Source organism: Thioclava sp. F28-4 (genome assembly GCF_002020045.1).
In the GTDB taxonomy this organism is placed as follows: Bacteria; Pseudomonadota; Alphaproteobacteria; order Rhodobacterales; family Rhodobacteraceae; genus Thioclava; species Thioclava sediminum.
The window spans coordinates 59062-81951 of record NZ_MPZQ01000008.1 but is presented as its reverse complement, the minus strand read 5'-3'; the positions used below and the strand labels follow the sequence as shown (position 1 = coordinate 81951).

Below are 22890 nucleotides of genomic sequence, written 5' to 3'. Positions count from 1 at the left end.
CAGCGTTAACTTCGCTGGAGATGCGATAAGAGAGGTGAAGGCGATCAGACCGCGATCGGCTGATTCAGCCCAAGACCTGCATCGTCCCGCGCCAGAAGGCGCGACGCAGGCCAGACGACTTCCACAACCGCACCGGAGCGCGCGGGCGTCGCGGCGCCGGGCGCGAAGGGCGCGTCACCATTCGAGAAGGTGAGCCGCCCGCCGGTCCGCTCGATCAGGGTCTTCGCGATGAAAACGCCAAGCCCCATCCCCTCATAGCCCTTGCGCTCCGCCGCATTCGCACGCGGTTGCAGGAAGGGATCGCCGATCCGGTTGAGCACGCTCGTCGGATAGCCTTTGCCGTCGTCGCTGATCCGCACAGTGATCTCTTCATCGTCCCATTCCGCTTCGACCCAAACCGTGGAGTGCGCGAAATCGACGGCGTTCTGGATGAAATTGCGAAGCGCGTGGATCAGTTCGGGATAGCGGTAGATCGTCGGCTGCCGCTCCAGCCCCTCGACGATGGGATGGGCATCGAAGTGAATTTCGATCCCGCGCTCCAGATGCGGGTCCGCCGCTTCGCGCAGAACGGCGACGATGGGCGCGGTCCGCATATGCAGGTCGTCTTTCCCGACCCGGCCCATCGAATGGAGAATGTCGCGGCACCGATTGGCCTGCTCGCGGATCAAGAGCGCATCGTCGCGCAGGTCGGGGCTGTCTTCGAGCTCGTCGGCCAGCTCCGAACTCACCAGTTTGATCGTCGCCAACGGCGTGCCCAGCTCATGCGCCGCCGCGGCGACGACCCCGCCCAGATCGGTCAGCTTTTGCTCGCGCGTCAGGGCGAGCTGCGTCGCGCGCAACGCGTCGCCCATGGAGCGCACCTCGCTCGCCACCTTATGTGCATAAGCGCCAAGGAAGGCCACGCCGATGATGATCGACAGCCAGTAGCCGAATTCGAAGACGTCGGGCACGGCGATCACCTCGCCGGTCTTGCTGACCAGCGGCAGATAGACCACGGCGACGATCGAGATCATCACCATCGTCGCAAGCCCCAGCAGGATCGTCGCAGAGCGCTCCAGCGCGGTGGCCGCTATCGTGACCGGCACAAGAATGAGCAGCGCGAAGGGATTGTTCATCCCACCCGTGATCGACAGCAGTAGCGCAAGCTGCGCCATGTCGAACATCAGCGTCGCCGCCGCCTCGGGCTGGGTCAGGCGCTTGGTGTCGGGAAACAGGAAAATCGCCACAAGGTTGGCTGCAATCGCCGCCGCGACCGTGGCAAGGCACAGCGCCAGATCCAGCGCGATATCATAGACGAAATAGGCGACGAAGATTGCGCCGAGCTGACCCACAATTGCCGTCCAGCGCAGGAAGATCAGCGTCCGGAGGCGCACCCAGTCGTGGTGAATCTCGGCCGGGCCGGGTTGGGCCTCGAGGCGTTGAGCCATGTCGTCTCCCGCGTCCAAAGCGCACATCGCCGGAATTGGCGGCATGAAAGCATTGATAATCGGCGCCCGCCGCGCGATCAATGCAGCCGTGAGAGGAGTGACAATATGAACCGTATTGCGAAAATTTCCGCTGCCGCCGCGACCGCGATCGTGGTCATCGGCCTGGGCGTTACCTGGTTCGCCGCGACCCGCAGCAATGACGACGATATTTTCGCGCAGTGCCGGCAAAGCGTCGTCGCAGGCGGCGCAGGCGAAATCGGCGGTCCTTTCACCCTCACCGACGAGAACGGCAAGGAAGTGACGAATACGGATGTCATCACCGAGCCGAGCATTCTCTATTTCGGCTATACCTATTGCCCGGACGTCTGCCCGCTCGACAGTGCGCGCAATGCCGAAGCCGTAAGCCTTCTCGAAAAGCGCGGCTATTCGGTGACGCCGGTCTTCATTTCGGTCGATTCCGCACGCGACACCCCCGAGCTGCTGAAGGAATTCACCGATCTCATGCATCCGAAAATGATCGGGCTGACCGGCACGCCGGAGCAGATCAAGAAGGTCTCGCAGGAATACCGCACCTATTTCAAAGTGCAGGACCCGGGCGACCCCTACACGCTGATCGATCACTCGACCCAAAGCTATCTGGTCTTCCCGGACACAGGCTTCGCGGAATACTACAACCGCGACACCACGCCCGAGCAGATGGCCGACAGCGTCTCCTGTTTCGTCGATGCGTGGAAAAAGGCCAATCCCGACGGCGCAGCCGGAAATTGACCGAACAAGCGCAACAGCTTAAAACAAATCCAAGCGTCAAACTCGGCGAGAGGGAGTTACGATAATGGCTGAAGACATCAGCGCCGATATCGGGTCGGACAAATCGCTTCTGATCGTCGATGATGATCTGCCGTTTCTCACGCGGCTGGCCCGCGCGATGGAGAAACGCGGCTTCGAGACCCAGACCGCCGAAACCGTCGCCGCAGGCCGCGCGATCGTGCAATCGAACCCGCCCGCTTATGCGGTGATCGATCTGCGGCTCGAGGATGGCAACGGGCTCGACGTGGTCGAGGCGCTGCGCGAAAAGCGTGCGGACGCGCGGATCGTCGTGCTGACCGGATATGGGGCCATCGCGACCGCCGTGGCCGCCGTAAAAATGGGCGCGACCGATTATATCGCGAAACCCGCCGATGCCACCGACGTCACAAATGCGCTATTGGCGAAAGGCGAGGTTGCCCCGCCGCCGCCGGAAAACCCGATGAGCGCTGATCGCGTGCGCTGGGAACATATTCAACGGGTGTACGAACTTTGCGACCGGAATGTTTCGGAAACCGCGCGCCGCCTAAATATGCATCGCCGGACCCTTCAGCGGATTTTGGCTAAACGAAGCCCCCGCTGACGTTTTGGTCAGGTTGTTATTTATTTAAGGTTTCTATTTAATGCTCCGGATATCCAATTCGGAGCTTTAAAATGAATCTCGATGATATGTCCCTCGACGAGCTGAAAGCTCTTCGTAAGCAAGTCGACAAGGCGATCTCCGGCTACGAGGATCGCAAGAAGAAAGAAGCGATCGATCAGCTTGAGCGCGCTGCCCGCGATATGGGCTATTCGCTGGCGGAGTTGACCGGATCGGGTTCGGCCAAACCGCGCCGCACCGTGCCGCCGAAATATGCCAATCCCGACAATGCCAGCGAAACCTGGACCGGTCGTGGCCGCAAGCCGCGTTGGGTTCAAGCGGCGCTTGATAATGGCAAATCTCTCGACGATCTAAAGATCTGAGAAACAAATAAGTATATTTGAATACGAGTGCCTGCCGAAATGGCAGGCGCTCGTATTACAGCTCTGACAAAAGCGCCTCGTGGCGTGCGGTATAATCCGCGCGCACTTCCGAGGGCGGGCGCAGATGGATTTTAAAGGTTTCGGCATATTCGGGCGCGAGCTTACCGAAAACCTTGTCGGCCTCCGCCTTGGAAAACCCGGCGATCTGTTCGGCTTCCAACCGTGCCGAGATGATATCTGCCTTTTTGATCGCACGTTTGATTCGCACCGGAAGCGCTGCGGGTAGACCAAAGCGTATATGAACCGCCGCGATCAGCCGATCATCGAGCGTGCCATAGCCTTCACCAATCGCCGCCTTTACCGGGCTGATCATGTCGCCCAGCACATATTCCGGCGCATCGTGCAAAAGCGCCGCCAATTTCCATTTCGCAGCGATCTTCGGATTCTGATGGCAGAAAATCTGCTCTACCAGCAGCGAATGCTCGGCCACGGAATAGGGCCAATCGCCGAAAGTCTGCCCGTTCCAACGCGCCACGAAAGCCAGACCATGCGCGATATCCTCGATTTCGATATCGACGGGCGTCGGGTCCAGCAAGTCGAGCCTGCGCCCCGAAAGCATCCTTTGCCAAGCGCGTTTCATGTGATCACCGTATAGTCGTCGGGAAAGCGCGCGAGATAGCGCGCCATTTTGTTTCGATTGATGAGATGTCGAACCAGCATTTTCGTCATCAGTTTGCTGCCCGGTCCGGGGCCGTCGGGAATATCGAAGCGACGATCCGGGAAATGCGCGGCGCAGAAATGGCGCAAACCCCGCCCAAAGCGCGGCGGCAGAGTTTCCGGTCGCGCTTTCCATGGTTTCGACGGGCCGATGAAATGCACGATATGCGCGCTGACCATCGCCTCATGCAGCCGCGAGGCAGGGGTATATTGCCAGTTCCACATCGGGCTGAGCTCCGCCCAGTTGCGATAGAGAACGCAATTGAGAAGCGTCTGATCATTCCGGCGCAGGCGGGCGCTGTTCTTTTCCCCGAAACTCAGCGCCGCGTCGAGAATGCCTTGGGCATTCCAGTTCGCCACGTCGATCAGCAGCACGCCGGAATTGAAATAGGCGGCATTCTCTAGATCGAAATCCTTGAAATCTTCCGGCATCCGCGACGGCGTCCGCCATTGCGGATTGTCTCGCACTGCTCCGACCGGTTTCCCTCCGAGTTCAACCGTCAGCAGCCGCGAAAGATCGCCGCCATCCACGTGAATATCGGCATCGAGATAGAGAATGCGATCATAATCATCCGCGAAAATCTTCGGCAGCATGAGGCGCATATACATGGCCGAACTGCGTCCCCGATCGGTCGAGAAACCCGAAAATATCAGCTCGGGATCGAAACTGCACAGCCGCAGATTCAATCCTTCGAGCGACGCCGGAAGCGTCACCGGCTCAGCGCTGACGATGCAGATATCGAAATCCCGATCCGGGTGAAGCTGCGCGATCTGTCCCGCCGCATGCGCGGCATAAGGCAGGTAAGCGTCATCGCAGCAAAACGCGATCGCAGAGCGGTGCTGCGCAGGTTTCGAACAGGCCAGATTGATCTCCATTCGCCCCTCTCATGCAGCGCGTATCTGTGACTAGCCAAAGCCAATGCAGCTGTAAACGCCACATATTGAGGAACATTTTTGCGCGCAGTGTGTTCTTGGCTTGACACGGAGAGAAAAAGGGGACGCCAAAATGCAGACCTCGAAAACTACGTTCTTTGCCGCCGGGATCGCGATTATCTCGATCCCCGCCACCATCGCCCTCGCCGCCGTACGCAGCGACGAGGCTGTGCAACCGGCCCCGCAAGCTGAATCGGCGCGGCAGGTCATGCTGGATGGCTATGAGGGCGACGGTCGCCCGATGGAGAATATTCCGTCCGAGATTCCCTATGGCGATCTGTCGGCCTTCGACGACGTCACCGCGATCGGCGAGGCGCAAAGCCCCGATCAACCCTATTGCGACAAGCGCGCGAAGCTCGTGGATTCGCTCAATCACGACTTTGCCGAAAAGCCCGCGATGACGAAACAGCTTGGCGATCACCGGAAAGTCGAGCTTTACGCCTCGAGCATCATGGGCACCTGGACCGCGGTCTATACCCGTGCCGACAACGTCTCCTGCATCGTGTCCTCGGGCACTGACTGGAAACGCGGAAACAACCCGGTGGCGCTCCTGCATCGTGAAGGGATTCTTCCCGCAACCTGATCGTGATCGGCGTTCATTGCCGCTTTACGGTCCCGGTGCTACATAGCTTCCAAATTCAGATTGGGAGCCGCACATGGCCGATTACGTCATCAAGGATATCGCTCTGGCCGACTATGGCCGCAAAGAGCTCGACATCGCCGAAACCGAAATGCCGGGCCTGATGGCCTGCCGCACGGAATTCGGCGAAAGCAAGCCGCTGAAAGGCGCGCGCATCGCGGGGTCGCTACACATGACCGTGCAGACCGCCGTGTTGATCGAGACGCTCAAGGCGCTTGGCGCCGATGTGCGCTGGGCCTCGTGCAACATCTTCTCGACGCAGGATCACGCGGCCGCGGCGATCGCCGCTGGCGGCACGCCCGTCTTCGCGATCAAGGGCGAGACGCTTGCGGAATACTGGTCCTATACCGACCAGATCTTCCAGTTCGAGGAAGGCACCTGCAACATGATCCTCGACGATGGCGGGGATGCGACGCTCTACATCCTGCTCGGCGCGCGCGCCGAAAATGGCGAGCCCGACCTGATCGAAGTGCCCACCTCGGAAGAGGAAGAGGCGCTGTTCGCCCAGATCAAGAAGCGGCTCGCCGCGAGCCCCGGCTGGTTCACCAAGCAGCGCGACGCGATCAAGGGCGTCTCGGAAGAGACCACCACCGGCGTGCATCGCCTTTACGATCTTCACAAGAAGGGCCTGCTGCCCTTCCCGGCGATCAACGTGAACGACTCCGTCACCAAGTCGAAATTCGACAACAAATACGGCTGTAAAGAGAGCCTCGTGGACGGCATCCGCCGCGCCACCGACACGATGATGGCCGGCAAGGTCGCCGTCGTCTGCGGCTATGGCGATGTGGGCAAAGGCTCCGCCGCGTCGCTGCGCGGTGCAGGCGCTCGCGTGAAGGTCACCGAGGTCGATCCGATCTGCGCGCTGCAAGCCGCGATGGACGGGTTCGAGGTCGTCGTGCTGGAAGACGTCGTCGACAGCGCCGACATCTTCATCACCACCACCGGCAACAAGGACGTCATCCGGATCGAGCATATGCGCGAGATGAAGGACATGGCGATCGTCGGCAATATCGGCCATTTCGACAATGAAATTCAGGTCGCGAACCTGAAGAACCACAAATGGACCAACATCAAGGATCAGGTGGACATGATCGAGATGCCCTCGGGCTCGCGCATCATCCTGCTGTCGGAAGGCCGCCTGCTGAACCTCGGCAACGCGACCGGCCACCCGAGCTTCGTGATGTCGGCGTCGTTCACCAATCAGGTGCTGGCGCAGATCGAGCTGTGGACCAAGGGCGAAGACTATGCGCCGGGCGTCTACATCCTGCCCAAGCATCTCGACGAAAAGGTCGCCCGTCTGCATCTGGAGCGGATCGGCGTGAAGCTGACCCAGCTCAAGCCCGATCAGGCCGACTATATCGGCGTCACGGTCGAAGGGCCCTTCAAGCCCGAGCATTACCGCTACTGACCCGATCGCATCGCGATTTCAAAGGCCGCACCGCAGGGTGCGGCCTTTTTACGTGCAACGCAGGCCATCATCGGTTTTCCTCGGGACAGGAGGAGAGCGATGACACCCGAAGACCTTGCCGCGCGGTTCAAACCGCAATTGGAGGCGGAGCTGACCGAGCTGCGCAGCGCGTCGCAGGATACCGCGCAGACCCGCAAACCCGTGGAGCTGGACCAGCAAAGCGTCGGGCGGCTGTCGCGCATGGATGCGCTGCAGAACCAGGCGATGGCCAATGCGGTGGATGGCCGCCGTCAGCACCGGATCACCGCGATCGAGGCCGCACTCCAGCGCATCGCGGAAGACGAATTCGGCTATTGCGACAGCTGCGGCGAGCCGATCCCCGAGAAGCGCCTCGAACTCGACCCGACCTTCACGCAATGCGTCTCCTGTCGCGGCGGAGGCTGAGCCACTCGCGTCCCGGGATTTACGCTTTGTAATTTCACTATCTCGGCTTACCCTGCGGCTGCCTTCATTTCTGGGCAGAGCAACCTGATAGGTGGGACACATGGGTAAAAGAGACGAGCTGATTGAGAAATACGCCGAGGATCTGAAATCCAAATGCGGCATGACCCCGGACATGGATCTTCTGACCAAGGTAACGATCGGCTGCGGGCCCTCGATCTACAATGCGGATTCTTCGACTGTGGCGGCGACGGACAAGGCAGAGCTTGAGACCGTGAAGGATAACTTCCTCGTCAAGAAGCTTGGCCTCTCGGACAGCCCGGCGCTGATGGATGCGATCGACAGCGTGATCGAGACCTATGGCCGGTCCGAGCGCAACAAGTATCGCGCCGTGATTTATTACATGCTCACCAAGCATTTCGGCAAAGAAAGCGTCTACGCCTGATCGCGAGCACCTCGCGCAGCTTATGACGACGACGACCCACGGCCCGGCCTGTCCGGGCCGTTCGCTTTAGCGGATCAGCGCCTTGATCCCGGCGACATGCGCCGCCTGCGCGCCCAGCGCGTCGGCCGCCAGCGTCTCGACCGTCTCGTCCAGCGCTTCGCGCGGCACGATCCGGTCGATCAGCCCCCAGCTCAGCGCCTCTTCGGCCTCGATCTTCTGCCCCGCCATCAGGATCATCTTCGCCCGCGCAGGTCCCACCAGCGCGACCATCCGCGCCGGGTCCGAGGGCTGTGGCAGGAAACCGAGCTTCATGACTGGATAGAAGAACTTCGCGCCTGGCACGGCGATCCGCAGATCGCAGGCCAGCGCCATGCCCATCGCGCCCCCGGCCAGCGTGCCGTTGAGCGCCGCGATGGTCAGGCAGGGCAGCGACGCGATCGCGCCCGAAAGCCGCTCCCAGACCGGGTCGGTCGCCAGTGTACCGGATTTCGCCTCGTCCAGATCGGCCCCGGCGGAGAAGACCTTACCATTCCCGCTCAGCACGAAAGCCCGCGCCTCTTCCCGTCCCGCGCGCTCGGCCAGATCGGCGATCTCTCCCAGCATCGCGCCGGTCAGCGAATTGGCTTTTTCAGGCCGGTCTATGGTCACGCGCCACAGCCCGTTCTCGATCTCGTGGCGGATCATTCCCAGCCTCCTCACAACTCCCGTGAAACCCGTCTAGCAGCCCCGGGAAGGCTTGACCATCGGCCTGACCCAAAGGAGGATGGCGCGACTTGGTTCTCAGTGGAAAGGTACCCCTCTCATGGCATGGCTCAAAACCGTCGGTTCCGGCGCCGTTGTGGTTTCGCTGCTGTCCACCACGGCCTCTTTTGCGGATGTCACCGCAGAGCAGGTCTGGCAGGCGTGGCAATCCGAATACCAGACCTACGGCTATGAGGTGATGGTCGGGAGCCAGAACCGAGAGGGCGACACGCTCACCGTCTCCGACGTGAAGATGGTCCGCAATGTCGACAATATGAGCCTCACGCTCGACGTTCCGGAACTGAAACTGCGCGATCTTGGCGACGGCACGGTGGAGACCGTCTTCCCCGAGACTATGACCGGCGACATGACCGGCAAGCCGGGCACCGACACCTCGGACATCGCCATGAAGATGACGATGACCCAGACGGACAGCAAAGTTATTGTCTCCGGATCGCCGGGCGATCTGACCTACGATATCGACGCGCCGAAGATGACGATGGATCTTGACCAGACCGTCACCGCCGAGGGGCAGGACGTGCCGGTCAAAATGTACTTCTCGCTGGAGAACACCAAGGGCAATTACCACGTTGTCGATGGCGACATGCATTCGGTCGACTCCAAGATGTCCATCGGAACGCTCGACCTGACCGCGTCGGGCGCCGATCCCGAGGGCAGCGGCACGTTCAACATGAACGGCCAGATGAACGATCTCGCCTATGAAGGAAGTTTCGCGATGCCCAAAGGCATCGACTCCGAGAAGCTCGACGAGGCGCTCAATGCCGGGGCGAACCTCGATCTTGCGATGACCTATGCCGGCTCGAACTGGACGGTGAGTGCCGACGGTCCCGACGGCAAGGTCGATCAGAAGTCTACCGATCAGGGCGGCAAGCTCGATATCGCGATGTCGAAGGACGGCCTGTCCTTCGGTGGCCAGAGCAATTCCAGCCATATCGAGATGACGACACCCGAACTGCCCTTCCCGATCACCGCGGATATCCAGTCGGCGGACATGAATTTCGCGATGCCGGTCGCGAAATCGGATGAGGCGCAGGATTACAAGGCGATGATCGGTCTCAACGGCGTCACGGTCTCCGACAATATCTGGGCCATGTTCGACCCGAACGGCGATCTGCCGCATGACCCGGCAACGCTGCAGGTCGATCTCTCGGGCAAGATGAAGCTTTCCGAAGACCTGTTCAGCCCGGCCGCCGCCGCGATGGACGCGCCGCCGATGCAGGTCGACACCGTCGACATCAACAACATCAAGCTGTCGATGGTCGGCGCCGATCTGAACGGCAAAGGCGCGCTCGAGCTGAAGAATGGCGGGCCGATGCCGATGCCCACGGGCAAGATCGACCTGACGCTGACCGGGGCAAATGCGCTGATGGACAAGCTGGTCGCGATGGGGCTCGTGCCGCAGGATCAGATCATGTTCGGGCGGATGATGCTCGGCCTCTACGCCAAGCCCACGGGCGACGATGCCTACGAGTCGCAGGTCGAGTTCAAGGATGGCGGGGAAATCCTCGTCAACGGCCAACGCGTCCAGTAAAGACTGAAACCCACGGCGAGAAGCCGTCCGGGTCTCCGGGCGGCTTTCGTTTTTCTCACGAGGTGGAAATGACCAAGCCCTCTCTCTCCGATCTGACCCAGTCGCTGCTCGAGGCTGCGAAGCGCGCAGGTGCCCCTGCCGCCGATGCCATTGCGGTCGATGGGCGCTCGGTTGCGATCGATGTCCGCGAAGGCCGTCTCGAACAGGCCGAGCGGTCGGAGGGCGTCGAGATCGGGCTGCGTGTCCTTCTCGGCGGCAAACAGGCCTGCGTGTCCGCCTCCGATATTTCCACCCGCACCTTCGAGGAAATGGCGCAGCGCGCGATTGCGATGGCCCGCGAAGCGCCGGAAGATCCGTTCATCGGCCTCGCCGATCCGTCGCAGCTGACCGACCGCCGCGATGCGGACGGCATGGAATTGGCCGATCCGAGCGCCGAGCCCTCCGCCGAGGCGCTGCAAAGTGACGCGCTCGAGGCCGAGGCCGCAGCGCTTGGCGTCGAAGGCGTCACCCAAGTGCAATCCGCCTCCGCCGCCTATTCCTATCGGCGCGTCCATGTCGCGGCCTCCAACGGGTTCGCGGGCGGTTACGATCGCAGTTCGCGCGTCGTCTCCGCCGTCGCAATTTCCGGCGAGGGGCTGGGGATGGAGCGGGACTGGGCCGCCGAGAGCCGTATCTTCCAAGCCGATCTGCCGAGCGCGCAAGAAATCGGGCGTCTGGCGGGCGAACGCGCCGCCGCCCGCGCCAATCCGCGCCGCCCGAAAACCGGTGCCTATCCGGTGCTGATCGACGAGCGCGTCTCGGGCAGCCTGATCGGGCATCTACTTTCCGCGGTGAACGGGCAGGCGATCTGCCGCGGCGCCTCGTGGCTGCGCGACGCGTTGGACGAACAGGTTCTGCCCGAAGGCCTGTCGCTGATCGAGGAGCCGCATCGCAAGCGCGTCTCCGGCTCGCGCCCCTTCGACGCCGAGGGGCTGGCCACCGCGCGCCGCGCCATCGTCGAGAATGGTGTGCTGAAAAGCTGGACGCTCGACCTCGCCTGCGCGCGCAAGCTGGGGCTGCAATCGACGGCGAATGCCAGCCGCGGCACCTCGTCCCCGCCCTCGCCTGGCATCGGCAACGTGACCCTGACCCAAGGCGACAAGACGCGCGAGGAACTGATGGCCGAGATGGGCACCGGGCTTCTCGTGACCTCTTTCATCGGGGCCACGATCAACCCCAACACGGGCGATTATTCGCGCGGGGCCTCGGGTTATTGGGTCGAAAACGGCGAGCCGGTCTATCCGGTCAATGAATGCACCATCGCGGGCAACCTGCGCGAAATGCTCCGCAGCATCCGGCCCGCGAATGACGCGCGGATGCATCTGAGCCATATCGTGCCCTCACTTCTCCTCGAAGGAATGACGCTTGCCGGAGACTGATCTTCCCCTTCTGATCGAGACCGCGAAAGAGGCCGGTGCGCTTGCCCTGAAATATTGGAAAAAGGCGCCCGAAGCCTGGGACAAAGGCGACGGGGCCGGTCCGGTCTCGGAGGCCGATCTGGCGGTGAACGCGCTGCTGGAAGAGCGTCTGCGCGGCGCCCGGCCCGATTACGGCTGGCTGTCGGAGGAAAGCACCGACGATCCGGCGCGTCTCGAGGCGCGCTCGACCTTCATCGTCGATCCGATCGACGGCACGCGCGCCTTCCTCGCCCATGATGGCGGCTTCGCCCATGCGCTGGCAGTGGTGCGCGATGGCGCGGTCGTTGCGGGCGTGGTGCATCTGCCGGTCCACGATCTCACCTATTCCGCGACGATCGACGGTCCGGCCTGCCTGAACGGGGAGCTGCTCCGGCCCGGCACCCAAGAAGCGCTGACGGGCGCGACGGTCCTGACGTCGAAACTCTCCGACAATCCGAGCTTCTGGCGGCACGCCCAGCCGGATTACAAACGCCATTTCCGCTCGTCGCTGGCTTGGCGGCTGTGTCTGGTGGCGGAAGGCCGGTTCGATGCGACGATTTCGCTGCGTCCGGCATGGGAGTGGGATATCGCCGCGGCGAGCCTGATCGCGCAACGCGCGGGGCTTCTGGCAACGGATCGCAACGGCCGCGCACTGCGGTTCAACCGGTCGCCGCCGCAATCGAGCGGACTGGTCGTCGCCAACCCGACCCTGCATGAGAAATTCATCGAAAATCTGGCGTTCTGGCCCGATTAGGGTCTACCAGCGCAGCACGCGCTTCCCGAGCAAAGCGCCCGCAAGCATCACGACGACGATCCCCGCGCCGTACCACGTGACGTAGAACAGCGGGCTGTCCTCGGTGCAGTGCAGGGCGTAGATCGCGGTGCCCATACCCCCGGCAGCGAGCCCCGCCAGCGCCCCGGCCTGAGCCGGGCGCGTCACCGCCCCTTTGCGCAAGCTGATAAGGAGCGCGCCCAGCGCCGGGAGGGACAGCATCGGCACGGAAATCAGGCAGGGCAGGATCGTTTCGCCCTCGAAATCCGACATGCGCTGGCCCTCGGGCGTGGTCAGGAAGGCATAGGCCAAAAGCGCCGCCCCGATCGCCGGGAAGATCCAGAGCCACCCGGTCGAAACCTTCGCCGTGGGCCGCCCCAGGCGCACCGCCATCGGGGTCACGAGCACGGCCAAGACCAGCGGCAGGTAGAATTTCGGGGCGATTTCCGGCGTCATAAGGGTCTGTTGCAGCGGAAAACGCAGCCCATAGACCGAAATCACGAACAGCGCCGACAGCAGAAGCGCCGGCACAAGCCAGCGGCCAAGCACCTGCTTCGGGCGCGGATCGGGCAACGTGTCTTGTTGCAATACGGATATCAGGTCTTCGGTTTTCATATCTCGATCAGCCTCTCGCGAAGCGCGGCCAGTTTTTTCAACGAACGATGCAGCATCACGCGCACCGCTCCCTCACTCATATCCAACGCATCGCCGGTTTCCGCGATGCTCTTCCCTTCGAGCCCGATAGCGCGCACCAGCTGCGCGGCGCGGGGCTCGAGATGGGTCAAAAACGTCTCTATATCGGCCTTTTCCGTGGGATCGGCCTCTGGAGCGGCGGGCAGCATCTCGGCGAAATCCTCCACCGGAAGATGGATACGTCGCCCGCGCTTGCGAAAGGCGTCGACCACCTTGTGCCGGGCGATCGCGTAGCACCACGGCGCCGCCGGCTCATCCTCGCGCCACGTGTGACGCTTCAGATGGATGGCGAGCAACACCTCCTGCACGACATCCTCGCAATCGGCCTCGGACAGCCCGGCACCGCGTGCCCGCACAACCGACCGCAACACAGGGGTCACGGCCTGCAGGAACAGACCGTAGGCGCGCTTGTCGCCTGCATTCGCAGCCCGCAGGAGCTGCGACCAATCTGCCCGCCGATCATGCATCATCGCCATCCCTTCGTTCGCGATCATGCCTTCGTTACAGCCCGATAGAAAAACTTTTTTCGTTCACGCTGGCGTGATGTGCGTAACGCCAGCGTGACCTCTCGCGAAAGGTGATCAGGACCGCAACGGTCCCAACCAATCAGGGAGACTACCATGAAGACCGAAACCACCCTTGGCTTTGCAACTGCTCTGACCTGCGCGATGGGGCTGGCCAGCGCCGCCCATGCCGAAGATCAGGCGATGGAGAAATGCTACGGCGTCGCGATGGCCGGGCAGAACGATTGCGCCGCCGGGCCCGGCACCACCTGCGCCGGCACCGCGACGATGGATTATCAGGGCAACGCCTGGAAACTCGTCCCGGCGGGCACCTGCACCGAGATCGAGACGCCGCACGGCATGGGCTCGCTCGAACCCAAGGAGATGTGATCCCAAGCGGGGCGTGCGAGAGGCGCGCGCCCCGTTTTCTCACCGATGGAGGCTGCCATGACACTGCCACGCAAAGCGGGCCTCGGCTTCAAGCCAGAGCATTTTCCCGCCATAACAGAGACGAAACCGTATCTCGGTTTCTTCGAAATCCACGCGGAAAACTATATGGGCGCGGGCGGGATGCCGCATGCGATGCTGGAACGGCTGCGCGCGGATTTTGCGCTTTCGGTGCATGGCGTGGGCCTCTCGATCGGCGGGCCCGATCCGCTGGATCGCGACCACCTCGCGCGGCTCAAGCTGCTGTGCGACCGATACGACCCCGAGAGCTTCTCGGAGCACCTTGCCTGGGCGAGCCATGGCGGCGTCTGGATGCACGATCTGCTGCCCCTGCCCTACACGTCGGAAACGCTGTCGCTGATCTGCAATCACGTCGATGAGGTGCAGGAGCATCTCGGCCGCCGGATGCTGCTGGAAAATCCGGCGACCTATGTGCTCTTCGACAATTCCGACATTCCCGAGACCGAGTTTTTGACCGAGATCAGCACGCGGACCGGCTGTGGATTGCTGCTCGATGTGAACAATGTCTTCGTGTCCTGCGTGAACCACCGACAGGACCCGCGCGCTTACCTGGAGGCGTTCCCGCTGAACCGTGTCGGCGAGATCCATCTGGCTGGTCATGAAGAGGAAGAGCTGCCCTCCGGCCCCCTGCTGATCGATAGTCACGGGCGCGAAGTCGCGGAGCCGGTTTGGGCGCTTTATGCGGAAACAGTCTCTAAAACCGGGCCGCTGCCGAGCCTTATCGAATGGGACAATGACGTGCCGGACTTCGCCAGTTTGATTGCCGAGGCCGAGCGCGCGTCGATGATCTTGTCGGGTGACCACCATGCCCTCGCATCGTGACTTCGCCCGCGGTTTCCGCGAGGGTCTCGCCGGAGGGCCCGCGCCGCAAAACGCAACCGCCCAAGATCCGGCCGAGATCGAGCGCCGCTTCGATGTTTATCGCAACAACGTGGCGCATGGGCTGGCGCAAGCCCTCGCGCGGCATTTCCCGGCGATCGAGCGGCTTCTTGGCGCGGATTGCTTCAGGGGTCTAGCCCGGGCCTATATCGCCGAGCACCCGCCGCGCACGCCCGTCCTGACCGAATGGGGCGGCGCGTTTCCGGCCTATCTGGCGGATGAACCTTCGCTGCAATCGCTGAGCTATCTGCCCGACGTCGCCCGCATCGAATGGGCGCGCAGCCGGGCATATCACGCCGCGGATTCAGAGCCTATTGCGCCGGAACGCCTGCAAGAAACCGCGACTCGCGCGGGTACCCACCTGTGTCTCGATCTGCATCCGTCGGTGCAGGTTTTGCAGCTGCTGACGCCCGCCGGTTCGATCTGGGCCTCGCAACAACCGGGCGGCCCCGCTCCACCGCGGGCGAAGGAGTGGAGACCGGAGACGCTGCTGATTGCGCGGCGCGGGGTTTCTCATGTGATCACGTCCGTCGTTCGCAGCTCGACCGGCCGCTTCGTCTCCGCCCTCTGTGCGGGCGAAACCGTCGCCCGCGCACAAGACCGGGCGGGAGCGGATTTTGACCTCAACGCAGCGCTTCTGCTGCTGGTGGAAAATGCGCTGATCGTCGGCGCAGGCATCGAAACAGGAGACGAGTCATGACCGATACGATCGAGATGAAAACGCCAAAACAGGGTCTATTCCGGCTGTATCATCGGTTTTCCGATGTAGCCCAGCGCTTCCCGGAGGAGATTGTTCTGATCGGAGCGCGGCTCTTTCCGGCGATGGTGTTCTGGATGTCCGGGCGGACCAAGGTGGAGGGGTTCATGATCAAGGATTCCACCTTCACCCTCTTTCAATACGAATACGACCTGCCCGCCATTCCGCATGAATGGGCGGCGGTACTCGCAACCTTCGCGGAGCATTTCTTCCCATTGCTGCTGATCTTCGGCCTTGGCAGCCGCCTCGCGGCGCTCGCGCTTCTGGCGATAACGCTGGTGATCCAGATCTTCGTCTATCCCGGCGCGTGGGTCACGCATGGGCTTTGGGCCATCGCGCTTCTGACGGTTCTGATGAAGGGCCCCGGGCGGCTTTCTCTCGATAAGCTGATCGGATTGGAACGCTGAGCCTTGCTCTCCCCGCCTGCACGATTATGTGTGAGCGCAAAGGAGAGCCGATGCGCGAAAGCGATGATATCGAAGCCGCAATGGGCCGCGCCGAGAGCGAGGGCCACGGCCACCAGCCTGACCCGGCGAATACGCGGCTTTTGCGCGATGCGCTCGCGCAATTCGCGACCGGCGTGACCGTGGTGACCGCCTGTGCGCATGAAGACGCGGCAGAGCCTGTCGGGATGACGGTGAACAGCTTCGCCTCGGTCTCGCTCGATCCGGCGCTGATCCTGTGGTCGGCGGCGCGTTCTTCGTTCCGACATGCGCATTTCACGGCGACACCCACTTTTGCCGTGCATGTGCTGCGCTACGATCAGGAGGCGCTGGCCAAGCGGTTCACCAAGCGCGGCGAAGGATTCGACGGTCTGTCCTACCGGCTGAACGCGTCGGGCGTCCCGCTGATCGACGACACGCTCGCCCGGTTCGAATGCGTGACCGAGGCGCGCCACGATGGCGGCGATCACACGATCATCATCGGTCGCGTCACCCGCTTCGTGAAAGGCGCCGGGACCGACCCCCTGCTCTTCGCGGGTGGCCAGTTCGGGCGCTTCCTTCCCGATCAGCGCAGCTGATTAAAGCTTCAACCGATCAGCGTAGCTGAGCGATCTGCCGCGCCAGCACCGTCACCGCCGCGCTGTTCGCTTTTGCGATGGCCTGCGGCTCCTGAGAGCCGATCGGCACCGTGAAGTCGAACCGCCGCACCGTGTCTCCGCTGCGCTCGTAGCCATTCGCCGAGACGAAATAGACGCCCGCAACATGCAGCAGCCCGTCGGCCCCCGGGAGCATCTGTTCGATCCGGACCTCGATCTTGCGCGAGGGCGGATCGGCGAGCGGCCACGGCTCGGAGATCACCGTCGCGCCGGAAAGGGACGAGATTTGCCGCGCCAGCGCCAGCGTCACTGACCGCGCCGGATCATCCGCCCAGAGATTGTCGGGGTTCGACCGCAGCGCCCCGTCCGCAGTTTGGAACGCGATCTCCTGTCCGCCCGCATAGTCAGGCAGCGACACCTCGCGCAGCTCGGCCCGGCCCAGCCGGTTCGGCAGCGCCTTCTCGGCGGTGGGCGGGTCAATTGGATAGCGCGCGATCTTCTCGGGATCGGAACACGCCGCGAGGCCCAGGAGGCATAGCGGGATCAGGTTTAGAGCTTTCATCGTCATCTCCTGTCAGCGGCCCAGAATGAAGGACTGCGGATTGCGTTCGATCATACGCGCGAGCGAGCCGATATTCGAGATCGCCCGACGCAACTCGCGCAAGGTGCTAAGGGTTTCGTTCGAGAAGTTGGAGCCACGCCCATAGGTCGCGACCAGAGCCCCCGCCTGATCGACGAGCGATTGCAGTTTTTGCGTCAGTTCCGGCAGCTGATCCGAGGCTTTCGACACCGAATCCGCCGCGTTCTGCGCCGCATCGAGCGTCTGGTTCAGCTTGTCGGCAGCATTCGCCTCCTTCAGCTGGGTCAGGATCGCGGCGGTCTGCTCGAGCGTGTCGTTGAGCGATTGCGGCAGATCCTGCGTGCCGGGCTTGTTCAGAAGCTGGTCGATACTGGCGAGGATCGTGTCGAGTTTATCGCCCACATCCTTGAGCGGCATATCTGCGATGGCCGTCGCGGCGCGATCTGCGGAAGAAAGCGTCTCGTCGAGCCCCGAGATTTCCTCGAGAACGGAGGACGCAGCCTCCGTCACACGGTCGAGCGCAGCCACCGTCTTATCCGCGGCATCCTTGTTGTTCAGCTCGGTCGTGAAGGTCTTGAGCTGCTCCAGCAGGCCGGACAACTCGCCCGGCACTTTTCGAGTGTCCTCGCTCTCGGCCACGGCCGAAATCGAATCCAATGTGCGGATCGCGGAGCTCATCACCTCCTCGATCGGCAGCCCTTCGATCCGCTTGAAGACGCCCTGCGCCGATTTCGAGAGATCGTTCTCGGCCGCAGGTGCGGTCGGGAGCGTAGGATAGGGTTTGGCGTCGAGATTCATCTCGGCGTCTGGCAGATCGGGCACATCGGTCAGTTCAATCACCGTCGTTCCGCCCAGAAGCCCGATATTCGCGATCCGCGCTCGCAGCCCACTTTGAATCTCGCCCTGCAGGAACTGGGTCACGGCCTCTTCCCCGGCATCGCGGGACAGGCCGAGCCGGTCCGGCGACAGCGCGATCGTGAGCTGTTGCTGCGCATAGCTCTGGCCGGTGCTGTCCTTGCGGATCTTGATCGCAAGCCCGGTAACTTCGCCCGCCTCGACGCCCCGGAACTGCACTTTCGAGCCAACTTCGAGCCCTTGCACGGGGTCGTCGAAGAGCAGCGTGTATTTCGGCGGATCGACCACGTCGGATTGGAAGACCGAGTTTTCCGCCGTGTCCTTGCCGTCGTAGAGACGGAAGGCGTGTTCATTCTCGACGATCCCGCCGCCGCTGGTGAACGTGTCGAATTCCACCCCGCCCTGCACCAGCGTCGCAAGCGAGCGCACGTCGAGGCTAAGACCGGAGGTGTCGAATTTCACGGAGAAGCCCGACGTGTCCCAGAACCGGGTCTGGGTCGTCAGCTGTTTATTATACGGGGCTTCGATGAACGCATCCACGATCACGCCGGACCCGTCATCGTCGAGCCGCAGGTTCTGCAGATGGCCTACCGTCAGCCCGTGATAGAGCACCGGCGCCCCATCGACGATCCCGCCCGCATCCTTCGCGCGCAGCTCGATGATGGTGCCCTTGGTCGGATCGGGGGAAATCGGCGGCTTGTCGAGACCCTGGAACATGCTCTGCTGGCCGTTGGGCTTATTGTTCCAGAAGCCCTCGATATAGGTGCCCGACAGCACCGTCCCAAGGTTCTGAATGCCCCGCGCCGACACTTCGGGGCGGACCAGCCAGAATTTCGCATCCTGATCGACGAACGGCGCAACCTCGTTGTCGATGCGCACGCCGAGCTGCACCTGCTCCAGATCGGGGGTGAACGAGACGCTCTCCACCTTGCCGACATCGACATCGCGGAACTTGAGCGGCGTGCCGATCTCGACCCCGGTCGCATCCTTGAAGTTGATATGGATGAGCATTCCGCGATCCGAGACCGTCTTCCATGCGACGCCGAGCGTGATCAGCAAGGCGATCAACGGCACGATCCAGACGACGGATAGCCGCGTCCAGATCGGACGCGGAGCGTTGGAGGTTTCCAGCTCGGCCGGGCCGGTCTCGGGGGTGTCGTTCATGAACTCACTCTGTCAGGGCCGCGCCAGATCAGGCGCGGGTCGAAGCTTTGGGCGGATAGCATGGTGAATGCAACCGAGAGGGCGAAAGACGCGGCGGCAGGGCCGGGATGGATCGAGGCCACGAAGCCAAGCTGCACCAGTGCGGAGAGGATCGCCACGACGAAGACGTCGATCATCGACCAGCGCCCGATGAATTCCACCACCTCGTAGAGATGCAGATGCGGAGGGCCGCCTTTGCGGCGCTCGTTTCCGACCGCGAGCGCGAGATAGGCAATCGCGATGAATTTCCCGATCGGGATCATCACCGAGGCGCCGAAGATGATCAGCGCCACGCCGTAATTGTGATGCCGCCACAGCTCCATCGCGCCGCCGACGATGGTGTTTTTCTGCTCATTGCCAAGCGTCGCCGTGACCAGCATCGGGTAGAGATTGGCGGGAATGTAGAAGATCAGCCCCGCGATCCACCACGCCCAGACGCGCTGCAGCCCGCTCTTGTCGACCTTGTGCAACGTCGCGCCGCAACGCTCGCAATGCGCATGATCCGGTGTCCAGACCCGACCGCAGCGGGTGCAGCCGATCAATCCGGCATCGGTGGCGGTCAGCACGTTCATTTTCGTTCGATCGCGTCCCATATCGTCCATTTGCTGACAAAGGAGTTCTTGAGCGCGATCACGATGATGAGAACGCAGAAAGCCCAGAAGGCGGGGCCGAGCGAAACCTTGGCGAGACCGCCGAGTTTCACCAGCGCCACCGCCGTGCCGATGATGAAGATCTCCGCCATCGCCCAGGGCTGGCTTTCCTCGGCAAGGCGAAACATCGTCGCGGCGTGTTTCCAGGCGGGTTTGCCATTGGCGAGCGGCCAGAGCGTGTAGATCAGCGCAGCAAAGCGGAAGATCGGCAGCGCCACGATCATCGACAGCACGAAGAAAGCCAGAGGCGCAATCCAGCCGTCGGAAAACGCCATCGCGACACCGAAGATAGAGCTCTCATGGCTCAGCCCGCGGGTCGAAATCTCGAGGAAGGGAAAGAAGATCGCACCGATCATCAGGATCATTCCGGTGAAGGAGAAGGCGATGACATGCAGAAACGATCTCTCGCGCGGCGAGATCAGCACCGTTCCACAGCGAACACAGGTCGCCCGCTTGCCATCGGGCAGATGCGTCGCGCGATAAAGCGCGTCGCATTGCGGACAGGCAATCAGGTCGGCCGGGTCAACTGTCATTGTGTTCGGGTGCCCATTCATCTGCCAAATCTAGCGATTGCCCGCGCCACGACAAGGGAAGAGGCCGATGGCTCGCATTTTATCCGTCAATCGCCTGTTAACACGCACCTACTATACCGAATGCGGGTGAAAAGAGGTGGTGGAATGAGCAACCGCGACAACGCGGCGCCAATCATCATCAAGCGTAAGAAGGTCGTCGCGGGCGACGGGCACCACGGTGGGGCGTGGAAAGTGGCCTATGCCGATTTCGTCACTGCGATGATGGCTTTCTTCATGCTGATGTGGTTGCTGAACGCGACAACCGAGAAACAACGCAAGGGCATCGCGGATTACTTCAATCCGACGATCCCGATCAACCGCATCTCCGGTGGTGGCGAAGGCGCCTTCGGCGGCGATTCCGTCTTCTCCGAAGATCAGATCGCACAGACCGGGACCGGTGCCGTCTCGCAACGTCCGACCGAAGAGCGTCAGGCCCGCGGCGAAAACTCCGCCGACGACACGCAGGACAGCGACACGGCCAGTTTGAAAGAGATGGCGCGCGCGATCGAGCAAGCTCTGATGGGCGTGGGTGGCGAGTCGATGATCAGCGAGCAGCTCGCACGCCACATCGTGACCCGCGTGACCGACGAGGGTCTGATCATCGAGATCTCCGACCTGCCCGACGCGCCGCTTTTCGTCGGCGACACGGCCAAGCCGCAGCCGGTTCTCCCCGATCTGGCGAACATCCTGACGCGGGTCTTCTCGCTCGTCTCGAACAATGTCGCGATCAACGGCTACACGAGATCCTACCCGAAAATGCTGGCCCATGACCCGGTCTGGGAGCTTTCCGCCGCGCGCGCTCAGGCGATGCGGACATTGCTGGACGGCGCCGGTTTTCCAGCCGATCGGATGCAGCGCGTAAGCGGCTTCGCCGATCGCAAACCGAAGGTCGAGCGTGCGATGGACCTGCGCAATAACCGTCTGGAAGTGATCGTGCTGCGCAATGGCCGGTGAGGCGCGTTTTAGCGAAGCGGTAACCACGGCTCGAAAAAGGCAGACCTGTTAGGCCGATCTTAAACACCCGGGCGCAAAGGTAGGAAGAACTTCGGACGCAGCAGCAGAAAGGCGCATCCATGTCCATTTCTTCCTCGCTCAATGCGGGCGTGGCCGGCTTGGCCGCGAATGCCACACGTCTTGCCACGATCTCGGACAATATCGCGAATTCGAGTACATACGGCTACAAGCGCGCCGTCACCGAATTCGAAAGCATGGTGATCAATCAGGCGGCGAAGACTGGCTCCTATTCGGCTGGCGGTGTCCGTGCCTCCACGAGTCGCCTCATCGAAGAGAGAGGCTCGCTGGTCTCTACCTCGAACGCACTCGACATCGCGGTTTCCGGACGCGGTATGCTGCCCGTCATGACGGCCGTGGCGCTCGATAATTCGACTGGCGACGAACCTTTGAAGATGACCACGACCGGCGCGTTTCGCACTGATGTCGACGGGACATTAATGACCGAATCCGGGCTTGTTCTGCTCGGTTGGCCCGCCAGTGCCGATGGCACCATTCCGACCTTCGCGCGCGACACCATGTCCGGAATGGAACCGGTGGTGATCAACGCCAACCAGACGGCCGGCGACCCCACGACCACGCTTAATCTCGGGGTCAATCTGCCCGCAACAGATACCGAAGCCGGATCTGCGGGTGATACGCTACCACTTTCCGTCGAATATTTCGGAAATCTCGGAACATCCGAAACCCTGGACATCACGTTCCATCCCACGGTCCCGGCCACCGGCGCATCGAACGAATGGGCCATGGTCATTCGCGACAGCGCCACGGCGGATGACCCGGGCACCCCCGCGACCGATGAAAGCGTCATCGGTCGCTATGTCCTGACCTTCGACGACAGCCGCAGCAGCGGCGGCACGCTCGCCTCGGTCAATGTTATCGCAGGTGGTACCTACGATGCCTCGACCGGCACGCTCGATCTCTCCGTCGCAGGCGGTCCGCTGAGCGTCACCATCGGCAAGATCGGCGACACCAACGGATTGACGCAGCTTTCCGACAGTTTCTCGCCGACATCGATCACGAAGGACGGCTCGCCCGTCGGCAACCTCACGGCCGTCGAAATCGATGAGGATGGCTACATCAAAGCGACCTACGACACCGGCTTCATCCGCACGGTCTATCAAATCCCCCTCGTGGATGTTCCCAATCAGAACGGCCTGATCGCGCTCGACAATCAGATCTTCGAAGTTTCCTCAAACTCCGGCTCTTTCTTCCTCTGGAATGCCGGTGACGGTCCGACCGGGTCGATCGAAGGCTACGCTCGCGAAGGCTCGACGGTCGATGTTGCAGAGGAACTGACCAATCTCATCCAGACGCAGCGCGCCTACTCGTCCAACGCCAAGGTAATCCAGACGGTCGACGAGATGCTGCAGGAAACCACCAATATCAAACGCTGATCGT

27 protein-coding genes are annotated in these 22890 nt (G+C 62.3%); 17 read left to right on the top strand and 10 right to left on the bottom strand.

Annotated features, from left to right (window positions below; genetic code table 11):
- Window positions 1-44: 44 nt before the first annotated feature.
- Window positions 45-1427 (bottom strand): sensor histidine kinase RegB, encoded by a 1383-nt coding sequence (gene regB, locus BMI87_RS16530; protein ID WP_078522719.1) that lies wholly within the window; start codon window positions 1425-1427, stop codon window positions 45-47.
- Window positions 1428-1532: 105 nt separating this feature from the next.
- Between regB and BMI87_RS16525 the strand changes: the two genes are divergently transcribed.
- The 3 genes from BMI87_RS16525 (at window position 1533) to BMI87_RS16515 (ending at window position 3194) form a co-directional block, all read left to right on the top strand.
- Window positions 1533-2195: an SCO family protein gene (locus BMI87_RS16525; RefSeq protein ID WP_078522718.1), complete on the top strand. Its 663-nt coding sequence runs from the start codon at window positions 1533-1535 to the stop codon at window positions 2193-2195.
- Between the two features lie 64 nt (window positions 2196-2259).
- Complete coding sequence (locus tag BMI87_RS16520) at window positions 2260-2814, top strand: ActR/PrrA/RegA family redox response regulator transcription factor (RefSeq protein ID WP_078522717.1); 555 nt, start codon at window positions 2260-2262, stop codon at window positions 2812-2814.
- A 71-nt stretch (window positions 2815-2885) separates the two neighbouring features.
- Entirely contained in the window at window positions 2886-3194 is a 309-nt protein-coding gene (locus BMI87_RS16515) for an H-NS family nucleoid-associated regulatory protein (RefSeq protein ID WP_078522716.1), read from the top strand.
- Window positions 3195-3249: 55 nt separating this feature from the next.
- Here BMI87_RS16515 and BMI87_RS16510 read toward each other — a convergent pair whose 3' ends face one another.
- Both BMI87_RS16510 and BMI87_RS16505 read right to left on the bottom strand, forming a co-directional pair.
- A complete protein-coding gene (locus BMI87_RS16510; protein WP_078522715.1) occupies window positions 3250-3834 on the bottom strand; it encodes a hypothetical protein in 585 nt (194 codons plus the stop codon).
- Complete coding sequence (locus tag BMI87_RS16505; protein WP_246832726.1) at window positions 3831-4787, bottom strand: glycosyltransferase family 8 protein; 957 nt, start codon at window positions 4785-4787, stop codon at window positions 3831-3833. The genes BMI87_RS16510 and BMI87_RS16505 overlap by 4 nt, the downstream gene beginning before the upstream one ends.
- Window positions 4788-4917: 130 nt before the next feature.
- On the opposite strand from BMI87_RS16505, the gene BMI87_RS16500 reads away from it, so the two are divergent.
- From BMI87_RS16500 to BMI87_RS16485, 4 genes are all read left to right on the top strand, one after another.
- Window positions 4918-5427, top strand: a complete 510-nt coding sequence (locus BMI87_RS16500) for a hypothetical protein (protein ID WP_078522714.1) — start codon at window positions 4918-4920, stop codon at window positions 5425-5427.
- A gap of 73 nt (window positions 5428-5500) precedes the next feature.
- Window positions 5501-6892, top strand: coding sequence for an adenosylhomocysteinase (gene ahcY, locus BMI87_RS16495; RefSeq protein WP_078522713.1), 1392 nt, complete (start codon window positions 5501-5503; stop codon window positions 6890-6892).
- 99 nt (window positions 6893-6991) lie between these two features.
- Window positions 6992-7336: a TraR/DksA family transcriptional regulator gene (locus BMI87_RS16490; RefSeq protein ID WP_078522712.1), complete on the top strand. Its 345-nt coding sequence runs from the start codon at window positions 6992-6994 to the stop codon at window positions 7334-7336.
- Window positions 7337-7436: 100 nt separating this feature from the next.
- Window positions 7437-7778, top strand: coding sequence for a DUF2853 family protein (locus BMI87_RS16485; protein ID WP_078522711.1), 342 nt, complete (start codon window positions 7437-7439; stop codon window positions 7776-7778).
- 66 nt (window positions 7779-7844) lie between these two features.
- Here BMI87_RS16485 and BMI87_RS16480 read toward each other — a convergent pair whose 3' ends face one another.
- Window positions 7845-8462 carry an enoyl-CoA hydratase/isomerase family protein gene (locus BMI87_RS16480; RefSeq protein ID WP_078522710.1) on the bottom strand — a complete coding sequence of 206 codons (618 nt, stop codon included), beginning with the start codon at window positions 8460-8462 and terminating at the stop codon, window positions 7845-7847.
- Between the two features lie 118 nt (window positions 8463-8580).
- Here BMI87_RS16480 and BMI87_RS16475 point away from each other — a divergent pair, with 118 nt between their 5' ends.
- From BMI87_RS16475 to BMI87_RS16465, 3 genes are all read left to right on the top strand, one after another.
- Window positions 8581-10071: a DUF2125 domain-containing protein gene (locus BMI87_RS16475; protein WP_168175229.1), complete on the top strand. Its 1491-nt coding sequence runs from the start codon at window positions 8581-8583 to the stop codon at window positions 10069-10071.
- 68 nt (window positions 10072-10139) lie between these two features.
- Window positions 10140-11489 (top strand): TldD/PmbA family protein, encoded by a 1350-nt coding sequence (locus tag BMI87_RS16470; protein ID WP_078522708.1) that lies wholly within the window; start codon window positions 10140-10142, stop codon window positions 11487-11489.
- Window positions 11476-12261: a 3'(2'),5'-bisphosphate nucleotidase CysQ gene (locus BMI87_RS16465; protein WP_078522707.1), complete on the top strand. Its 786-nt coding sequence runs from the start codon at window positions 11476-11478 to the stop codon at window positions 12259-12261. Before BMI87_RS16470 ends, BMI87_RS16465 begins: the two co-directional genes overlap by 14 nt.
- Before the next feature lie 3 nt (window positions 12262-12264).
- Here BMI87_RS16465 and BMI87_RS16460 read toward each other — a convergent pair whose 3' ends face one another.
- Complete coding sequence (locus tag BMI87_RS16460) at window positions 12265-12894, bottom strand: NrsF family protein (protein ID WP_078522706.1); 630 nt, start codon at window positions 12892-12894, stop codon at window positions 12265-12267.
- A complete protein-coding gene (locus BMI87_RS16455) occupies window positions 12891-13466 on the bottom strand; it encodes a sigma-70 family RNA polymerase sigma factor (protein ID WP_232621676.1) in 576 nt (191 codons plus the stop codon). Before BMI87_RS16455 ends, BMI87_RS16460 begins: the two co-directional genes overlap by 4 nt.
- 126 nt (window positions 13467-13592) lie before the next feature.
- Here BMI87_RS16455 and BMI87_RS16450 point away from each other — a divergent pair, with 126 nt between their 5' ends.
- The 5 genes from BMI87_RS16450 to BMI87_RS16430 all read left to right on the top strand — a co-directional run bounded on the left by BMI87_RS16450 (window position 13593) and on the right by BMI87_RS16430 (window position 16600).
- A complete protein-coding gene (locus BMI87_RS16450) occupies window positions 13593-13865 on the top strand; it encodes a DUF2282 domain-containing protein (RefSeq protein WP_078522705.1) in 273 nt (90 codons plus the stop codon).
- Window positions 13866-13922: 57 nt separating this feature from the next.
- Window positions 13923-14765, top strand: a complete 843-nt coding sequence (locus BMI87_RS16445) for a DUF692 family multinuclear iron-containing protein (protein WP_146681645.1) — start codon at window positions 13923-13925, stop codon at window positions 14763-14765.
- Entirely contained in the window at window positions 14749-15522 is a 774-nt protein-coding gene (locus tag BMI87_RS16440) for a DNA-binding domain-containing protein (protein WP_078522703.1), read from the top strand. The genes BMI87_RS16445 and BMI87_RS16440 overlap by 17 nt, the downstream gene beginning before the upstream one ends.
- Entirely contained in the window at window positions 15519-15986 is a 468-nt protein-coding gene (locus BMI87_RS16435) for a DoxX family protein (RefSeq protein WP_078522702.1), read from the top strand. Before BMI87_RS16440 ends, BMI87_RS16435 begins: the two co-directional genes overlap by 4 nt.
- A gap of 80 nt (window positions 15987-16066) precedes the next feature.
- A complete protein-coding gene (locus BMI87_RS16430) occupies window positions 16067-16600 on the top strand; it encodes a flavin reductase family protein (RefSeq protein ID WP_232621802.1) in 534 nt (177 codons plus the stop codon).
- 16 nt (window positions 16601-16616) lie between these two features.
- Here BMI87_RS16430 and BMI87_RS16425 read toward each other — a convergent pair whose 3' ends face one another.
- The 4 genes from BMI87_RS16425 to BMI87_RS16410 are packed head-to-tail and all read right to left on the bottom strand — an operon-like array spanning window position 16617 to window position 20439.
- Window positions 16617-17180: a membrane integrity-associated transporter subunit PqiC gene (locus tag BMI87_RS16425; RefSeq protein WP_168175228.1), complete on the bottom strand. Its 564-nt coding sequence runs from the start codon at window positions 17178-17180 to the stop codon at window positions 16617-16619.
- A 12-nt stretch (window positions 17181-17192) separates the two neighbouring features.
- Window positions 17193-19217 (bottom strand): MlaD family protein, encoded by a 2025-nt coding sequence (locus tag BMI87_RS16420; RefSeq protein ID WP_078522699.1) that lies wholly within the window; start codon window positions 19215-19217, stop codon window positions 17193-17195.
- Entirely contained in the window at window positions 19214-19828 is a 615-nt protein-coding gene (locus tag BMI87_RS16415; protein ID WP_246832725.1) for a paraquat-inducible protein A, read from the bottom strand. The genes BMI87_RS16420 and BMI87_RS16415 overlap by 4 nt, the downstream gene beginning before the upstream one ends.
- Window positions 19825-20439, bottom strand: coding sequence for a paraquat-inducible protein A (locus BMI87_RS16410; RefSeq protein ID WP_244176662.1), 615 nt, complete (start codon window positions 20437-20439; stop codon window positions 19825-19827). Before BMI87_RS16410 ends, BMI87_RS16415 begins: the two co-directional genes overlap by 4 nt.
- A 144-nt stretch (window positions 20440-20583) precedes the next feature.
- Here BMI87_RS16410 and BMI87_RS16405 point away from each other — a divergent pair, with 144 nt between their 5' ends.
- Together BMI87_RS16405 and BMI87_RS16400 are read left to right on the top strand one after the other, a co-directional pair.
- Complete coding sequence (locus BMI87_RS16405) at window positions 20584-21432, top strand: flagellar motor protein MotB (RefSeq protein WP_078522696.1); 849 nt, start codon at window positions 20584-20586, stop codon at window positions 21430-21432.
- A 119-nt stretch (window positions 21433-21551) separates the two neighbouring features.
- Window positions 21552-22886, top strand: coding sequence for a flagellar hook protein FlgE (locus BMI87_RS16400; RefSeq protein ID WP_078522695.1), 1335 nt, complete (start codon window positions 21552-21554; stop codon window positions 22884-22886).
- Window positions 22887-22890: the final 4 nt, after the last annotated feature.

Bases quoted from the DNA above. Each gene is read 5' to 3' on its own strand.
- regB (WP_078522719.1), bottom strand. From the start codon at position 1,427: ATGGCTCAACGCCTCGAGGCCCAACCCGGCCCGGCCGAGATTCACCAC.
- BMI87_RS16525 (WP_078522718.1), top strand. From the start codon at position 1,533: ATGAACCGTATTGCGAAAATTTCCGCTGCCGCCGCGACCGCGATCGTG.
- BMI87_RS16520 (WP_078522717.1), top strand. From the start codon at position 2,260: ATGGCTGAAGACATCAGCGCCGATATCGGGTCGGACAAATCGCTTCTG.
- BMI87_RS16515 (WP_078522716.1), top strand. From the start codon at position 2,886: ATGAATCTCGATGATATGTCCCTCGACGAGCTGAAAGCTCTTCGTAAG.
- BMI87_RS16510 (WP_078522715.1), bottom strand. From the start codon at position 3,834: ATGAAACGCGCTTGGCAAAGGATGCTTTCGGGGCGCAGGCTCGACTTG.
- BMI87_RS16505 (WP_246832726.1), bottom strand. From the start codon at position 4,787: ATGGAGATCAATCTGGCCTGTTCGAAACCTGCGCAGCACCGCTCTGCG.
- BMI87_RS16500 (WP_078522714.1), top strand. From the start codon at position 4,918: ATGCAGACCTCGAAAACTACGTTCTTTGCCGCCGGGATCGCGATTATC.
- ahcY (WP_078522713.1), top strand. From the start codon at position 5,501: ATGGCCGATTACGTCATCAAGGATATCGCTCTGGCCGACTATGGCCGC.
- BMI87_RS16490 (WP_078522712.1), top strand. From the start codon at position 6,992: ATGACACCCGAAGACCTTGCCGCGCGGTTCAAACCGCAATTGGAGGCG.
- BMI87_RS16485 (WP_078522711.1), top strand. From the start codon at position 7,437: ATGGGTAAAAGAGACGAGCTGATTGAGAAATACGCCGAGGATCTGAAA.
- BMI87_RS16480 (WP_078522710.1), bottom strand. From the start codon at position 8,462: ATGATCCGCCACGAGATCGAGAACGGGCTGTGGCGCGTGACCATAGAC.
- BMI87_RS16475 (WP_168175229.1), top strand. From the start codon at position 8,581: ATGGCATGGCTCAAAACCGTCGGTTCCGGCGCCGTTGTGGTTTCGCTG.
- BMI87_RS16470 (WP_078522708.1), top strand. From the start codon at position 10,140: ATGACCAAGCCCTCTCTCTCCGATCTGACCCAGTCGCTGCTCGAGGCT.
- BMI87_RS16460 (WP_078522706.1), bottom strand. From the start codon at position 12,894: ATGAAAACCGAAGACCTGATATCCGTATTGCAACAAGACACGTTGCCC.
- BMI87_RS16455 (WP_232621676.1), bottom strand. From the start codon at position 13,466: ATGATCGCGAACGAAGGGATGGCGATGATGCATGATCGGCGGGCAGAT.
- BMI87_RS16450 (WP_078522705.1), top strand. From the start codon at position 13,593: ATGAAGACCGAAACCACCCTTGGCTTTGCAACTGCTCTGACCTGCGCG.
- BMI87_RS16445 (WP_146681645.1), top strand. From the start codon at position 13,923: ATGACACTGCCACGCAAAGCGGGCCTCGGCTTCAAGCCAGAGCATTTT.
- BMI87_RS16440 (WP_078522703.1), top strand. From the start codon at position 14,749: ATGCCCTCGCATCGTGACTTCGCCCGCGGTTTCCGCGAGGGTCTCGCC.
- BMI87_RS16435 (WP_078522702.1), top strand. From the start codon at position 15,519: ATGACCGATACGATCGAGATGAAAACGCCAAAACAGGGTCTATTCCGG.
- BMI87_RS16430 (WP_232621802.1), top strand. From the start codon at position 16,067: ATGGGCCGCGCCGAGAGCGAGGGCCACGGCCACCAGCCTGACCCGGCG.
- BMI87_RS16425 (WP_168175228.1), bottom strand. From the start codon at position 17,180: ATGAAAGCTCTAAACCTGATCCCGCTATGCCTCCTGGGCCTCGCGGCG.
- BMI87_RS16420 (WP_078522699.1), bottom strand. From the start codon at position 19,217: ATGAACGACACCCCCGAGACCGGCCCGGCCGAGCTGGAAACCTCCAAC.
- BMI87_RS16415 (WP_246832725.1), bottom strand. From the start codon at position 19,828: ATGAACGTGCTGACCGCCACCGATGCCGGATTGATCGGCTGCACCCGC.
- BMI87_RS16410 (WP_244176662.1), bottom strand. From the start codon at position 20,439: ATGACAGTTGACCCGGCCGACCTGATTGCCTGTCCGCAATGCGACGCG.
- BMI87_RS16405 (WP_078522696.1), top strand. From the start codon at position 20,584: ATGAGCAACCGCGACAACGCGGCGCCAATCATCATCAAGCGTAAGAAG.
- BMI87_RS16400 (WP_078522695.1), top strand. From the start codon at position 21,552: ATGTCCATTTCTTCCTCGCTCAATGCGGGCGTGGCCGGCTTGGCCGCG.